The 15,500-nt window shown below is 61.2% G+C and carries 11 protein-coding genes and 1 tRNA gene; 3 read left to right on the forward strand and 9 right to left on the reverse strand.

Annotated features, from left to right (window positions below; genetic code table 11):
• Positions 1-215: 215 nt before the first annotated feature.
• From ACR0EZ_RS23985 to ACR0EZ_RS24020, 8 genes are all read right to left on the reverse strand, one after another.
• Complete coding sequence (locus ACR0EZ_RS23985) at positions 216-2,219, reverse strand: hydantoinase/oxoprolinase family protein (protein ID WP_480617328.1); 2,004 nt, start codon at positions 2,217-2,219, stop codon at positions 216-218.
• A 71-nt stretch (positions 2,220-2,290) separates the two neighbouring features.
• Complete coding sequence (gene queG / locus ACR0EZ_RS23990; RefSeq protein ID WP_480617314.1) at positions 2,291-3,328, reverse strand: tRNA epoxyqueuosine(34) reductase QueG; 1,038 nt, start codon at positions 3,326-3,328, stop codon at positions 2,291-2,293.
• 69 nt (positions 3,329-3,397) lie between these two features.
• On the reverse strand, positions 3,398-4,063 hold the full coding sequence (gene fzlA / locus ACR0EZ_RS23995) for an FtsZ-binding protein FzlA (protein WP_480617316.1): 666 nt from the start codon (positions 4,061-4,063) through the stop codon (positions 3,398-3,400).
• A 58-nt stretch (positions 4,064-4,121) separates the two neighbouring features.
• Positions 4,122-4,856, reverse strand: a complete 735-nt coding sequence (gene mtgA, locus ACR0EZ_RS24000) for a monofunctional biosynthetic peptidoglycan transglycosylase (protein WP_480617317.1) — start codon at positions 4,854-4,856, stop codon at positions 4,122-4,124.
• Between the two features lie 39 nt (positions 4,857-4,895).
• On the reverse strand, positions 4,896-5,858 hold the full coding sequence (locus tag ACR0EZ_RS24005) for a Hint domain-containing protein (RefSeq protein ID WP_480617319.1): 963 nt from the start codon (positions 5,856-5,858) through the stop codon (positions 4,896-4,898).
• Between the two features lie 185 nt (positions 5,859-6,043).
• Positions 6,044-10,576, reverse strand: coding sequence for a glutamate synthase large subunit (gene gltB, locus ACR0EZ_RS24010; protein ID WP_480617321.1), 4,533 nt, complete (start codon positions 10,574-10,576; stop codon positions 6,044-6,046).
• Complete coding sequence (locus tag ACR0EZ_RS24015) at positions 10,573-11,007, reverse strand: GFA family protein (RefSeq protein WP_480617322.1); 435 nt, start codon at positions 11,005-11,007, stop codon at positions 10,573-10,575. The genes gltB and ACR0EZ_RS24015 overlap by 4 nt, the downstream gene beginning before the upstream one ends.
• Before the next feature lie 23 nt (positions 11,008-11,030).
• Positions 11,031-12,464, reverse strand: coding sequence for an NAD(P)-dependent oxidoreductase (locus tag ACR0EZ_RS24020; RefSeq protein WP_480617323.1), 1,434 nt, complete (start codon positions 12,462-12,464; stop codon positions 11,031-11,033).
• Positions 12,465-12,694: 230 nt separating this feature from the next.
• Here ACR0EZ_RS24020 and ACR0EZ_RS24025 point away from each other — a divergent pair, with 230 nt between their 5' ends.
• Positions 12,695-13,498 (forward strand): undecaprenyl-diphosphate phosphatase, encoded by an 804-nt coding sequence (locus ACR0EZ_RS24025; protein ID WP_480617324.1) that lies wholly within the window; start codon positions 12,695-12,697, stop codon positions 13,496-13,498.
• Here ACR0EZ_RS24025 and ACR0EZ_RS24030 read toward each other — a convergent pair whose 3' ends face one another.
• The gene (locus ACR0EZ_RS24030) at positions 13,499-14,482 is read right to left on the reverse strand and encodes a complex I NDUFA9 subunit family protein (RefSeq protein WP_480617325.1); all 984 of its coding nucleotides are present in this window, start codon (positions 14,480-14,482) and stop codon (positions 13,499-13,501) included.
• Between the two features lie 201 nt (positions 14,483-14,683).
• Here ACR0EZ_RS24030 and ACR0EZ_RS24035 point away from each other — a divergent pair.
• Both ACR0EZ_RS24035 and ACR0EZ_RS24040 read left to right on the forward strand, forming a co-directional pair.
• Positions 14,684-14,770: transfer RNA gene (locus ACR0EZ_RS24035), tRNA-Leu, on the forward strand.
• A 166-nt stretch (positions 14,771-14,936) separates the two neighbouring features.
• A complete protein-coding gene (locus ACR0EZ_RS24040; RefSeq protein WP_480617326.1) occupies positions 14,937-15,479 on the forward strand; it encodes a tyrosine-type recombinase/integrase in 543 nt (180 codons plus the stop codon).
• Positions 15,480-15,500: the final 21 nt, after the last annotated feature.

Consider the following 15,500-nt stretch of genomic DNA (forward strand, 5'->3'; position numbering starts at 1 on the left):
ATCTGAAGAAGCTGCTTTGCGCTTGACCGACAATACCAGATCATGTGAATCTGACATTGTGTTTAGCGACACGATCCGTTGCGAAACAGCGGTTAGCGCTCGGGAATCCCCGGGCGCTTTCATTTTATCCACAGCGCGCCTTGGAGTCGAATCTAAATTTTGAGATACGAACTACAGATAGTGCAACTGAAAGAAGTGACCGCCAGTGATAGTGCCTAGCCCGTCGCAACCCGGGGCCTGCCGCTGGCCTCGACCGTGATCATCGCTTCGACAAAAACGTCCTGCGCCTCGATCCGGGCGGTTCGGATATCGCGGTCCACGACAACCCGGATATCTGCCGCACCGGCCTGACGTACCTCACCTTCCGCCTCTTGCCGCAACACGGTTTCCAGCAGTCCCAGCGCCTCATCCGCCGATGTGAAATCCTGTGGCCCGTCCTCCAGATGCACGCGATAGCGCCCTTCAGCCGGTGAAGTGACGGTGCCGGTCCGGCGCAGTGTCAGCCGCCCGACGACGGCCCCGATGGCGTTGGCAACGCCTGCATGGTCCGGCAGCACCATCCGGCAATGCAGGCGTTCCCCGACAGCGGGGTAATAGCTGGGGGCGGAGGCACCCAAACCCACCACATCCACGTTCAGCGCGGCATCCAGCGCCAGCAATCCGCGATGCTTCGCCAGACTTTTTTGCGTCAGAACATGCCGGGCCAGGTCCGCGGCGGGAAGGCCAAAATCCTCAGCCTCTTCCGCAAAAGCAGTCTCTAACAAGGTCAGGCTGGTCTGTTCGGTCAGCTGATCCACGATCATCTGCGCCAGATCCTCGGGCGTGCTGGCCAGCATATCGCCGGTTCCCACGCGCCGCCGCGCAATCAGTTCCAGCGCCTTGCGCGCCGCGTCTGCATCCCAGGCCTCCAGTCGGCCCAGCACATGGCTGGCATCCGATGGGGTAACGCCCGAGACCTGAACGATCCCCCGATCCACCAACCGCCCCAGCGCGCCGTTTTCCATCCGGGTCCGCAACAGGCTGCTCAGCGGCAGGACCTGATCGCCGAGCCGGTCCAGCAACGCCTCCTCTCGCGCGCCGATCCCATCGGTGCGAATGCCCGGAACCCGCCGGGCAAAGCGGGTGTCATGCTCCCCAACCGTCGTGGCGCGCAGCTGCTCATCCAGAACCGCATGCACCACTTCGGGCGCTTCCGAGGCGATCAGCGAGACTGGCAATACCCGCCGTGGGCCCAGAAACACACCGCCACCCAGACCTTCGGTTACGACATGGACCTGACTGTCGCCGCCCAGACCATGGGTGCGCATCGCCACGGCCTCAACCATGGTCCGAAAGCCACCAACCCGCGCGCCGGCGGGGTCAATCGCCGGTTTGCCATCGCGGATCAAAGCCACATCGGTGGTGGTTCCGCCGATATCCGACACCAGCGCCGTCTCGGCCCCGGTCAGCCAGCATGCGCCGACAATCGATGCCGCCGGGCCGCTGAGGATGGTTTCAATCGGCCGCTCGCGGGCCTGCTCGGCGCTCATCAACGCGCCGTCGCCGCGCACCACCATCATCGGCGCATCGATGCCAAGGTCGCGCAACGTATCCTGCGCGCGCCCGATCAGCCGGTCGATCATCCCGATCAATCGCGCATTCAGCACAGCCGTCACCGCCCGCTTCGGCCCATTCAGCTTGGCCGACAGATGATGCGAGCACGTCACCGGCGCGCCGGTCCTGTCATGGATGATCCGCGCCACCTCTAACTCATGGGCTGGGTTGCGGGTGGCGAACTGTGCGGCGACCGCAAAGCCGGAAATGCCTGTGTGAGAGTCTAAGAACGCCTCAAGCGCCGCCACATCCAGCGGTGTTTTTTCACCCCCGGCATGGGAATGCCCGCCAGCGATCACCAAAGCGGGGTCGCCTTTCAGGGCCTCCTTCAGCCCGTGCTTCTCCAGATCGCTGTCCTTGAACCCGACATAGATCAGCGCCACGCGCCCGCCCTGCCCCTCGACCAAGGCATTTGTGGCCAGGGTCGTCGACAGCGACGCCATCGAGATATCCTGCGCAAACACCCGCGCCTGATCCAGCACCGCCCGTATCGCCTTGCCCACCCCGACCGCCAGATCCGCACGCGTGGTCAGGGACTTGGCCGAGGCGATCACCTCACTCTCATCCCGGATCAGTACCGCGTCGGTATAGGTGCCGCCCGTATCCACCCCCAAAGCCAACGCCATCGGGTCCTCCATCTGTTCGCTGGACATGGGTGTAGCGGTTTCGACCAGCGCGTCCAGCCTGTTTGCGGCACTTAAGCCAGTCGTTTCACCGCCCAGCGCGCCGCATCCGCCACGGTTGGATCAGGATCATCGGTCAGCGATCGCGCAACGGGCTGCAACTCCGCCCGGCCCGAGTTGCCAATGCCATACAGCACATTGCGCACAAACCGATCCCGCCCGATCCGCTTGATCGGAGAGCCCGAGAATTTCGCCCGAAATTCCGCATCGTTCAGAACCGCCAGATCGGCCAGCAACGGCGCCTTCAGATCATCGCGCGCCGCGTATCGCATATCGCTGGCGGCAACCGCAAACTTGTTCCAGGGACAGGCGGCCAGACAATCGTCGCAGCCGTAGATCCGGTTGCCCAGCTTCCCCCGCAACTCTTCGTCTACCGGCCCTTTATGTTCGATGGTCAGATACGAAATACAGCGGCGCGCATCCAACTGGTACGGCGCCGGAAACGCATCTGTCGGGCAACTGTCCAGACAGGCACGGCACGACCCGCAATGATCCATCTCGGCCACATCCGTGGGCAAATCCAAAGTGGTAAAAACAGACCCTATGAAGGCCCAATTGCCCCAATCCCGGCTGACAAGATTGGTGTGTTTCCCCTGCCAGCCAAGCCCAGCGGCATGCCCCAACGCCTTTTCCGGCACCGGCGCGGTATCGACAAACACCTTCACCTCGCCCCCGGCCTCAGAAATCAGCCACCGCGCCAGCCGCTTCAGCCGTTTCTTGACCAGATCGTGATAATCCTTGTTCTGCGCATAGACCGAAATCGCCCCCCGCTCCGGGTGTGCCAATACCCCGGTCGGATCATGCTCGGGGGTATAGCTCTCGGCCAGCATGATCACCGATTGCGCCTCGGGCCAAAGCGCCGCCGGATCGCCCCGCCAATGGGTGCGTTCAGCCATCCATCCCATCTGCCCGTGATAGTCGGCCTGCAAAAACGCCTCCAGACGCGCCGGCACTTCGGGCACATCCCATGGACGACACACACGACAGGACACAAACCCCTCGGAAAGAGCCTGTTGCACAAGCCTTTCCTTCAACTCCGATCCGCTCTTCATCTGTCCACAAATATCCTCGGGGGGAATCGCGCCTGCGCGATCGGGGGCAGACAGCCCCCCTCTACCCTATCAGAAATCCAGATCGGCGTAATGGGGCGGGGGCCGGAAACCCGGCACCTGATCCGCCAGGATCGAGCGGAACGCAGGCCGCGACTTGATCTTGGCGTACCAATCCTTCACCGCCTGACTCCGGTTCCAGTCCACATCCGAGATGTAATCCAGCGCCGACAGATGCGCCGCAGCGGCAAAATCGGCCAGCGTCATCTGATCCCCCGCCAGCCAGCGCCGATGATCTAGCAGCCAGGCCATGTAATCCAGATGGTACTTGATCGCCCGCGCGCCTTCCTTGACGTTCTTGCTGTCCGGATACCCCTCACCCGTCACCTTCTTGTTGACCCGCTCATACAGCAGCTTCGAGGTTACCTCGTGATGGAACTTGTCGTCGAACCAGCCCACCAACCGGCGCACCTCAAACCGCGCCTCGGGGGTTTTCGGCATCAGGGGCGGTTCGGGGCGGGTTTCCTCGATATATTCACAAATGGCGGTGCTTTCCGACATCGTGTGCCCATCCAGCCGCAGCACCGGCACTTTGCCCGCCGGGTTGCGGCGCAGAAAATCCGGGTCCTGCTCCCAGTACCTTTCCTCGACCAGCTCAACCTCGATCTTCTTTTCCGCCAGCGACAGACGGACCTTGCGGCAGTAGGGAGAGAGGGGGACGTGAAACAGACGCGCCATGAGCTTCCAATCGAACCAATGAGTACTCTTCTGCTTTAGCCTTGGCGGGGCGGTGGTTTCAATCCTCGAAACAATCCGCGCGACCATCTGCGCGGATGGTGGCCGCCCCGTCCAGTATCGACGCGGCCCGCCGTCGGGTCCGGACCGACGGGTCCGTGACCGACCGATTGCGGGGCGAGGGCAGAATCGCCGCGATCCGCGCCGCCTGCACCGGGGTCAGCTTAGCCGCGCTGGTGTTGAAGTTCTTGCCCGCCGCAGCCTCGACCCCGAACAGCCCGGTGCCGGTCTCGGCCACGTTCAGATAGACCTCGAGGATACGCTGTTTGCTCCAGAAGATTTCGACAACCGGCGTGATCGAGGTTTCCAGCGCCTTGCGCACCCAGCTGCGGCCCTGCCAGAGGAACACGTTCTTCACCACCTGCTGCGTCAGGGTTGAAGCCCCGCGATTGCCGCCGTCCTCCAGCGCGTCCCGGATGGCTTCGACGTCAAAGCCCCAATGCAGGCAGAAATTAGCATCCTCGGCGGCCACAACCGACCGCGCCATGATCGGAGAGATCTGCTCGATCGGAACCCAATCGCGCTCGATCTTTCCTAGACGCCGCCATTCGGACCAGATGGTATGGGTGACCGGTGGGTTCACCACCGAATAGAGCAGCACAAGCGCCACGACAAAGGTCACCACGCCCAGAACGGCGCGCATCGCCCAGCGGCGAATGCGTTTCAGCACTGGGATTTTCCTGCCGGATGCCTTGTTTTTCTTACCGCTGGATTTGCGGGCTGCCTTCTTTGCCATGGTCCAGCTATACGACGCGCGGCGCGGGTTTGAAACGGCTTAAATCGCGATGGCGCGCGCCTCGCGCGGATGCACGACCGGGCGGGCGGTTTCCGGCAGGATCGGGTCGCGCGCGCGCAATTCGGGGAACAGCCGGAATATTTCGGCCTGCACTTCGCGCTCGGGCAGTGAAACCGCATGGCCCGGATAGTAGCTTTCGCTTTTTGCCCCGTTGGCGATGATGATTTCGTGCTGTGCAAACAGCAGATGGATGTAGTCAACCTCACCGCCTTCGACCCGCGTGACGGTGTCGCCGTTGACCAGGCAATGGGCGGCAATCAGCGCCTCGGCATGGCCGAAATGCAGCGCCGCGCGCCAATCCTCGATCAGCATCCGATGTTGCGGCGACACGATAAGGGGGCGTTCCAGCCCCAAAACACCGGCTTCGAACCGAACGGGGGCCAGTTTCCCCTCGGCGGCGACTGTGGTCTTGCCAACCCACAATATCGGTTGCGGCCCGTTATCGGCGGTCAGCACCAGATCGCCGGCTTTCAGCGCCTCAACCGGGCGCTCCCCATCCGGCGTGGCAATCAGGGTGCCGGGCGTAAAGCAGGGTGGTCCAAGATCGCCACCTGCAATATCGACCGAGCCGAAAGACCCCCCGGTATCGCTGGTATCGGTGAAGGACGAGGATACAAACGTACCGTCCTGAAGAACCTGAGTACCGGTAGGGGTAAATACCTCGCGCCCATCGGCCAGATAGAAGGTGACACCAGTATAGGTGACTTGCGATCCGTCGGCCAATTGGACCGTCACCATATCGTCGAAATAGGTTGCCGTGATGTCGGAGCCATCGACCGAGTCGCCCTGACCTGCCGGTCGAAGCCGGTTGATCAACCCGTCGTCATTCTGATCGACGATATCGAAATTCTGCACCGTCAGCGTCGAACCAACAACCGTCCCGTTCGCCCCCGGATTGGCCGGGTCGAGCACAAAAAACTGGTCCGTATAGGTTGTTGGCATCCGACAACTCCGTTTCACTCATATCCGCCGGACTGCAGGCTGGCTGCAATTCCTGAACAAACTATGACCAAAGCTAGGTGTTTTCTGTCGCAGCGGGCAAGAAGTGGGCGCCACCCATGCGATCAAAAGTAAGCCCTGCGTGTCATTTCAAACACGCAAGGCCGGGGTTTTGCCCGTGTCAGAGCCTATTCGGCAGGCACTGCCGCCGCCTCCGTCGTCAGAGGATGGCTGAGCTTGTTCAGCATCTCCTTCGGGCAGACCTGCAGGAAGTTGGATTTTTCAACATCCCAGTGCTGCAGAATGTCGGCGGCCTTGCGGCTGTGGGTTTCCTGCGCGTGGCGTTCGACCAGGGTTTTCAGCTGATCCATCCAGTGGTCCACCGTCACCGGGCAGGTGACAAGGGTTTCCATGTTCATCAGCGCCTCGGCCCGGCCTTCGGGGTCATAGAGATAGGCCATACCGCCGGTCATGCCCGCACCGAAATTGGCCCCGATATCGCCCAGAATGACAGCGACGCCGCCGGTCATGTATTCGCAGCCGTTGGAACCGCAGCCCTCGATCACCACTTGTGCGCCCGAGTTCCGCACCGCAAAACGCTCGCCCGCACGGCCTGCTGCGAACAGGTGGCCATCGGTGGCCCCGTACAGCACCGTGTTGCCGATGATCGTGTTGTCATCCGATTTCAGCGGGCTGACCTGCGGCGGACGTACGACGATCATGCCGCCGGACAGACCCTTGCCGACATAATCGTTGGCGTCACCCGAGACCTCCAGTTTCAGACCCGGCGCCGCAAAGGCCCCCAGCGACTGACCCGCCGAGCCCTGCAGTTTCACATGCAGATGATCGTCCTGGAACGTGTTCCGCATCCCGAAATTCTGCACGATATGGCTGGACACACGTGTGCCCACGGTCCGATGCGTGTTCTGGATCGCATAAGACAGCTGCATTTTCTCGCCGTCTTTCAGGAACCGGGCCGCGTCGCGCACAATCTCGGCGTCCAGCGTGTCGGGAACCACGTTGCGGTCCTTGTCACGGTTGTAGACGATGTCATGCGCGCCATCGACGGTGATCAGCAGCGGGTTCAGGTCCAGATCATCCAGATGCGCCGAGCCCCGGCTGACCTGAGCCAGCAGGTCGGCCCGGCCAATGATCTCTTCCACCGAGCGCGCGCCAAGGCTGGCCAGCAGCTCGCGCACTTCCTGCGCGTAGAAGGTGATCAGGTTGACGACCTTATCCGCATTGCCGGTGAATTTGGCGCGCAAGCTTTCGTCTTGCGTACACACACCAACCGGGCAGGTGTTCGACTGGCACTGACGCACCATGATGCAGCCCATGGCGATCAGGGCGGCGGTGCCGATGCCGTATTCCTCGGCCCCCATCATCGCGGCCATGACGATATCGCGCCCGGTGCGCAGGCCGCCATCGGTCCGCAGCGTCACCCGGTCGCGCAGGTTGTTCATCGCCAGAACCTGATGCGCTTCGGTCAGGCCCATCTCCCATGGCAGACCGGCATATTTGATGCTGGTCGCGGGCGACGCGCCCGTTCCGCCGTTGTGGCCCGAGATCAGGATCACATCGGCGCTTGCCTTGGCCACACCGGCGGCAATCGTGCCCACGCCCGAAGACGCGACCAGCTTCACCGTCACCTTGCAGCGCGGGTTGATCTGTTTCAGATCATAGATCAACTGCGCCAGATCCTCGATCGAGTAGATATCGTGGTGCGGCGGCGGTGAAATCAGGGTGACGCCCTTGGTCGAGTGACGCAGACGCGCGATCAGGTCGGTGACCTTCATGCCCGGAAGCTGCCCGCCCTCACCGGGTTTTGCACCCTGGGCCACTTTGATCTCTAGCTCTTCACACTGGTTCAGATATTCGGCGGTCACACCGAACCGGCCCGAGGCCACCTGTTTGATCTTGGCCGAGGGGTTGTCGCCATTGGGTTCCGGCACGAAATGCGCCGGATCTTCGCCACCTTCACCCGAGTCGGATTTCGCACCAATCCGGTTCATCGCCACGTTCAGCGTCTTATGCGCTTCAGGGCTTAGTGCGCCCAGCGACATGCCCGGCGTCACGAACCGTTTGCGGATCGAGGTGATCGATTCCACCTCTTCGATCGGCACCGGCTTGCCCAGCGGTTTGAAATCCATCAGGTCGCGCAGATGGATCGGCGGGTTCGACTGCATCTTGGCGGAATACTGCTTCCACAGCTCATATGAGGCTCTGTTACAGGCCATCTGCATCATATGCATCGAGGTCGCTTCCCACGCATGGGTCTCTCCCGATTTCCGCGCCTTGTAGAAGCCGCCGATGGGCAGCACGTCCAGACCGCTATCCCAGCCTTTGGCATGGATTTCCTCAGCCTTGGCCTGAATGCCGGTCACGCCGATACCCGAAATCCGGCTGGTCATGCCGGGGAAATACTCGGCCACCATAGCGCGGCTGAGGCCCACGGCCTCGAAATTCAAACCACCGCGATACGAGGAAATCACCGAAATCCCCATCTTGGCCATGATCTTGAGCAGGCCCTGATCAATCGCCTCACGATAGCGCGCGACGTTTTCGGTCAGCGTGCCGTCGAGCAACCCGCGATCAATACGGTCAGCCAGCGAATCCTCGGCCAGATAGGCGTTCACAACGGTCGCGCCACAGCCGATCAGGACCGCGAAATAATGTGGATCAACGCATTCCGCCGAGCGCACGTTCAGCGAACAGAAGGTCCGCAGCCCCTGCCGGGTCAGATGCGAATGCACCGCGCTGGTCGCCAGGATCATCGGCATCGCCACACGACCCGCACCCGAATTCATGTCGGACAGCACCAGATGCCCCGCGCCCGAGCGCACGGCCTCTTCCGCTTCGGCTCTGATACGGGACAATGCGGCGCTTAGCGCACTGCGGCCGGGTTCGAAACTACAGTCGATCTCGACCAGCGGCGCGTCGAAGTTTTCGACCAGCTTGTCCCATTGCGCATTGCCCACAAACGGGCTTTCCAGCACCACGATCTCGGTCTGGCTGCTGTCTTCGTCCAGCACGTTTTTCAGGTTGCCGAACCGGGTCTTCAGCGACATCACCCGGTATTCGCGCAGGCTGTCGATCGGCGGATTGGTGACCTGGCTGAAGTTCTGACGGAAGAAATGGCTGAGCGGGCGGTATTTCTTGGACAGAACCGCCGAGGGCGTATCGTCACCCATCGAGGCCAGCGCCTCTTTCCCGTCTTCGGCCATCGGGGCCAGAATCTGTTCGAGTTCCTCAATCGAATACCCGGCTGCAATCTGGCGCTTGCGCAGTTCTTCACCTGTGTAGATCGGCGTCTCGGTCACACCGGCAAGGGATTCATCCAGATCGTGAATCTTACCAACCCATTCACCAAAGGGCAGCGCGCGGGCCAGCTTGTCCTTGATCTGCTTGTCGCGGAACAGTTTGCCTTTTTTCATGTCGACGGCCAGCATCTGACCCGGACCCAGCGCGCCTTTTTCGGTCACCGTGGCCTCGTCAATCGGCACCATGCCCGCCTCGGATCCGGCGATCACCAGACCGTCGCCGGTGACGACATAGCGCATCGGGCGCAACCCGTTCCGGTCCAGCCCGGCGCAGACCCAGCGGCCATCGGTCATCGCCAGCGCGGCGGGGCCGTCCCACGGCTCCATCACCGAGTTGCAGTAGGAATACATGTCGCGCCAGGCCTGCGGCAATTCCACCGCCTGTTTCGACCAGCTTTCCGGCACCAGCATGGTTTTTGCCATGGGCGCGGACCGGCCCGCGCGCACGAGAACCTCGAAAACCGAGTCTAATGCGGCGGAATCCGACGATCCGCCTGCGATGATCGGCTTGATATCCTCGGCGTAATCGCCAAAGCTGGCCGAGGCCATGCGGATCTCATGGCTTTTCATCCAGTTGATATTGCCCTTGAGCGTGTTGATCTCGCCGTTATGGGCCAGCATGCGGAAGGGCTGCGCCAGCCACCATTGCGGGAAGGTGTTGGTCGAATAACGCTGGTGATAGATCGCAAAGGCCGACTCAAAACGCTCGTCCATCAGATCGGGGTAGAACACGGCGACCTGTTCGGCCAGCATCATGCCCTTGTAGATGATCGACCGGCACGACAGCGAGGCCAGATAGAGGCCGGAAATCCCGCCCGCCAGGGCGGCTTTTTCGATCCGGCGGCGGATGACGTAGAGTTCACGCTCGAACGTCTCTTCATCGACGCCCTTGGAATTCGAGATCAGGATCTGCTCGATCTCGGGCCGGGTGGCGTTGGCCTTGTCGCCCAGACAGGTCACATCGACCGGCACATGCCGCCAGCCGTAGATGTAATAGCCCATCCGCAGAACCTCGGTTTCCACGATGGTCCGGCATTGTTCCTGCGCGCCGAAATCGGTGCGCGGCAGAAAGACCTGTCCGACCGCGATCAGCTCGTCCATGTTCGGCTCGTGACCGGTGCGGCGGATCTGGTCATAGAAGAAGGGGGCCGGGATCTGCACATGAATGCCCGCGCCGTCGCCAGTCTTGCCGTCAGCGTCCACCGCGCCCCGGTGCCAGATCGCCTTGAGCGCGTCGATCCCTGCATCCACAACCTTGCGGCTTTTCTTGCCATCAAGGGACACAACCAGACCCACGCCGCAGGAAGAATGCTCTTCTTCTTCGGAATAGAGACCGTTTTCGGCCATCCAGGCCCGCTTGGCTTCTTCGGCCCGGACCCAATCGGCATCGTATCTCGTCATTGGTTGTCTCCTTCTTGCGGCGCGGCGACCATGGCTTCGAATTCGGCTGTGGTCATCTGCCGATGCTTGCCTGCGAACGCGTATCCGCCCGGCTTTTTGTCGATAAAGAGTTCCAGTTCCAGCGCATGGCCTGTGTCATCAAACAGGCCCGCTGCGATATGTGTCTGCCCGTGCATCTCGCCGGGCAGCGTAAGCCGGTACCACAGCACCGAACCGCAATCGGCGCAAAAGGCGCGCTCGGCCCAGTCGGACGAGGTAAAGGTTTTCACCGGGCCCAGCGCGGCATATCCGGGTTCGGCCTGAAACGCGATAAACATGGAGCTGGTCCAGCGGCGGCACAGGTCGCAATGGCACGCGCCCAGTTCGTCTTGTGCCGGGGTGGCGGTCACGGTGACCGCGCCACACATGCATTGGCCTTGCAATTCGGGCATCACACGCCTCCTGATTGCTGGGGTTATTCGGCGGCTATGGCCGCCTTCGCATTGAACCGGTCGATGATTGCGTCGGCGCAGTCACGCCCGTCGCGGATCGCCCACACGACCAGAGAGGCCCCGCGTACGATATCGCCGATGGCATAGACGCCGTCCATCTCGGTCTCGCCGGTCTGGAACGCGGCCTTGACGGTGCCCCAGCGGGTCACGGGCAGGTCGGGCTGGCCGAACAGGGTGGGCAGGTCCTCGGGCTCGAAGCCCAGCGCCTTGATGACCAGATCGGCATCCTCGACATAGTCGGCGCCTTCTATCACCTCGGGCGCCTGACGGCCCGAGGCATCGGGCTGGCCCAGACGCATCTTCTGCACCATCACGCCCTGAACCTTGTTGTCGCCGGTGAACCCTTTGGGCGCGCTGAGCCATTCGAAGATCACGCCTTCTTCCTCGGCATTCTGCGTCTCGCGCTGCGAGCCGGGCATATTCGCCCGGTCCCGGCGGTACAGGCATTTGACCGAGGTCGCGCCCTGCCGGACCGAGGTGCGGACGCAATCCATGGCCGTGTCACCGCCACCGATCACCACCACCTTCTTGCCAGCGGCATTCAGACGGCCATTGTCGAAATCTTCAACCGCGTCGCCAAAGCTCTTGCGGTTCGAGGCGGTCAGGAAGTCGATAGCTTTTTCGATACCGTCCAGCCCGCTGCCGGGCATGGACAGGTCGCGCGATTTGTAAACGCCGGTGGCGATGATCACCGCATCGTGCTTGGCGCGGATCTCTTCGAACTTTTCCGCGTCCACGTCGCAATTCAGTTCAAACGTCACGCCGCCGTCCGCCAGCAGATCATTGCGGCGCTGCACGATGTCCTTTTCCAGCTTGAAACCGGGGATGCCGTACATCAGCAGACCTCCGGCGCGGTCGTACCGGTCATAGACCGTCACCTGAATGCCAGCACGGCGCAGCATATCCGCCGCCGCCAGGCCGCCGGGGCCGCCGCCGATGATACCAACGCTTTCGCTACGTTCCGCCGCCGGAACCACCGGTTTGATCCAGCCTTTGTCCCACGCGGTGTCGGTGATGTATTTTTCGATCGTGCCAATGGTCACGGTGCCGTGGCCGGATTGCTCGATCACGCAGTTGCCTTCGCACAGACGGTCCTGCGGGCAAATGCGGCCGCAGATTTCAGGGAAGGTGTTGGTGGCCTGACTGGTCTGATAGGCCTCTTCCAACCGGCCCGTCGCGGTCAGGTTCAGCCAGTCGGGGATGTTGTTGTGCAGCGGGCAGTGCGACTGACAATAAGGCACACCGCATTGGCTGCACCGGCTGGCCTGTTCTGCGGCTTTTTCGGCGGCGAACTCGGCATAGATTTCGTCAAAGTCTTCCTTGCGGTCATCTGCGGCACGCTTTTCAGGCATGACACGGTCGATCTGCACAAATTTCAGCATCGGTTGCTTGGCCACGGGTCAGACTCCATGAATTGGCTTGGTCGGACCTCTTTACGGGATGACTGTACGGATGAAAAGTCAACTATGCTGACCTAAATGGGAAAAATTATGCTGCGCAAGTCAAACGTCCGGAAAATTACCGTATTTTTAGTTCCGATCCGGACCTATCTACGCGCTTTCCTTTTCCCGGTCACACTTATACCCATTGAACACAAACAAAACGGGGCGGCAGCGCGGCAGGGCAGATGAGTCTCTTTCACTTGATTCTCGTGGCAATCATACAGGGAATTACCGAATTTTTGCCAATCTCATCCTCAGGTCATCTGATCCTGCTGCCCCGCCTGACCGGGATGCAGGATCAGGGGCAGGCGATCGACGTGGCCGTGCATGTGGGCACCCTTGGCGCGGTGGTTCTGTACTTCTGGTCCGACGTCAAACAAGCCATCGCCGGAACGCCGCGCGCCCTGACCGGGCGCACCGATACGCCGCAGGCGCGGCTGGCGCTGGGTCTGATCGTGGCCACCATTCCCGCCGTGATCGTCGGGCTTTTGCTGCATGTCACCGGTCTGGCCGTGGCCATGCGATCCATCGCGGTGATCGGCTGGGCAATGCTGGGCTTTGGCCTCCTGCTGTATTGGATGGACCAGAAAGGCCCCCAAACGAAAGAGGCACAGGATTGGGGCTTGCGCGATGCCGCCATCATGGGCCTGTGGCAGGTTCTGGCGCTGATCCCCGGTACTTCGCGGTCGGGCATCACGATCACCGGCGCGCGGCAATTGGGCTATACCCGCGAAGACGGCACGCGGATTGCCATGCTGATGTCGATCCCGACAATTCTGGCCTCGGGCGCGCTGCTGGCGCTGGATGTGATTGCCCAAGCCGACGCAGAACTGGCCAAGGACGGTGCGATTGCTGCGGGTTTTGCGTTTCTGTCTGCCCTGCTGGCGCTCAGCCTGATGATGCGGCTGTTGCGCAGCGTCAGCTTCACGCCTTACGTGATTTACCGGGTTGTTCTGGGCGCGATCCTGCTGGTGATCGCCTATAGCTGATCAGGTCCGCAGATTGTCGGCCGAGTTCTGAATGTCGTCATACTGACCAAAGGGGCGGAACTTCCACAGGTATTCGGGCAGCACCGATTCCAGCGTCGTGGGTTCGATCCCCAGATCGGCAAAGCCGCGGGTCCCTTCTGACACCACATTGTCCCGGCGCAGGTTCTTCAGCTGGTCGCGGGTCAGGATGTGGTTGGGAAAGAGCTGAAAGCTGACGAATTTCACAATGTCCAGAACGCCCGCCATGATCCGGGCGACCCCGAAGGGCATGCCGATAATGACGCGGCGGCGGTGGATCACGTCCAGCATTTGCTGCATCAGCGCGCGGAAGGATTTCACCTCGGGCCCGCCCAGTTCGTATACGCCAGGCTTTGCCTGCCCCAGAACGGCCAATTCGGCGGCCCGGGCCACATCATCCACGTAAACCGGCTGAAACTTCGTCTCTGCCCCGACCAGAGGCAGGAACGGCCCCATCCGGGTCATCCCCGCGAAGCGATTGAAGAACTGATCCTCGGTCCCGAAAATGACCGAGGGGCGCAGGATCACGGCATCCGGCATATGGGCCAGCACACCAGCCTCGCCCAGCGCTTTGGTCCGGGAATATTCGCTGTCCGAATCCGCATCCGCACCGATGGCCGACACATGAACCATACGCGCCACGCCATTTTCCGCCGCCAGCCGCGCGATCCGTTCGGCACCTTCGGCCTGCACCGCGTCAAAGGCGTTATTGCCCAGCTCATTCAGGACGCCGACGCAGTTCACGACCACATCCGCCCCCTGCATCACCAGCGAGACCGAAGCATCGTCGCGGATGTTGCACAGAACCGGTTCGACCTGCCCCACAACGCCGTAGGGTTTGACAAACATCGCCTCGTTCGGGCGGCGAACGGCCACCCGCACGCGCCACCCCTCATTCGCCATGCGCAGCGCGATGTAGCGACCGACAAAACCCGATCCACCGTAGATCGTGACCAGCTTGGACATGAGAAGGCTCCTGCGAACTGACTGCGCCCTAGGATTAGCGCCGGGACCGGCGGCAAACAAGGCGCTAATTCGCCGCGCAACGCTCTGATCCCGATGCCGGATCCAAGCCCGGTTGTGTGGGGTTCAAAAAACTTTCAAGAATCTTCCCGAATCCGGTTGACGCCCCCCGCCAGTCGGCTTAAACGCCCCTCCACGACACCTGCCCAGGTGGCGGAATTGGTAGACGCGCTAGCTTCAGGTGCTAGTGTCCGTATGGACGTGGAGGTTCGAGTCCTCTCCTGGGCACCATTTCTTCCGAACATAGATACTCATAAACGCTCAATTTCATTGAGTTTTTGACTGCTTTTCGGGTATCATTCTTAACATGGTGGAACATAGTACCCCACCCAATACCCCACAGTTTTGGGGTACCAAACAGGGGTACTGGGACCCGGTTTGGGAGGTGATACCCCACATGGCTCTGTCGGACGTTAAGATCAGAAAAGCAAAGGCAAAGGACAAACCGTACAAGATGTATGATTCGCTGGGCCTATTTGTTCTGGTAAAACCAAACGGCTCGAAGTTATGGCGTCAGAAGTACCAGATTGCTGGGAAAGAACGCACGATTACTCATGGTGCCTACCCTAACGTCTCTCTCAAAGAGGCACGTGGGAAGCGAAACAAAATCCGCAATCAATTGGCCGACGGTCAAGATCCAGCGGTGCAACGGCGTCTCACCCAGATTGAGGCAGAGACACAGGCCCGGAATACCTTCCTGCTCGTGGCCGAAGAATACCTTCAAATGGCGTATGATCGCGAGCTCGCTGATGCAACGATGCGGAAGAAGATTTGGCACATTCACACGTTGGCAGCAGAGTTACACCATCGGCCAATACGCGAAATCACAGCGGCTGAGGTGCTTCACGTTTTAAAGCGCATAGAGCAAAGGGTTCTGTCGCAAAGTTCGCCCTCACCTGTCAGTTCGTGTGCATTTCTGGTAGCGCGCACTAGAACATGACAGGAGCAGGCCGTGACGATC

The sequence above is a fragment of the Ruegeria sp. AK4 genome, assembly GCF_056541025.1.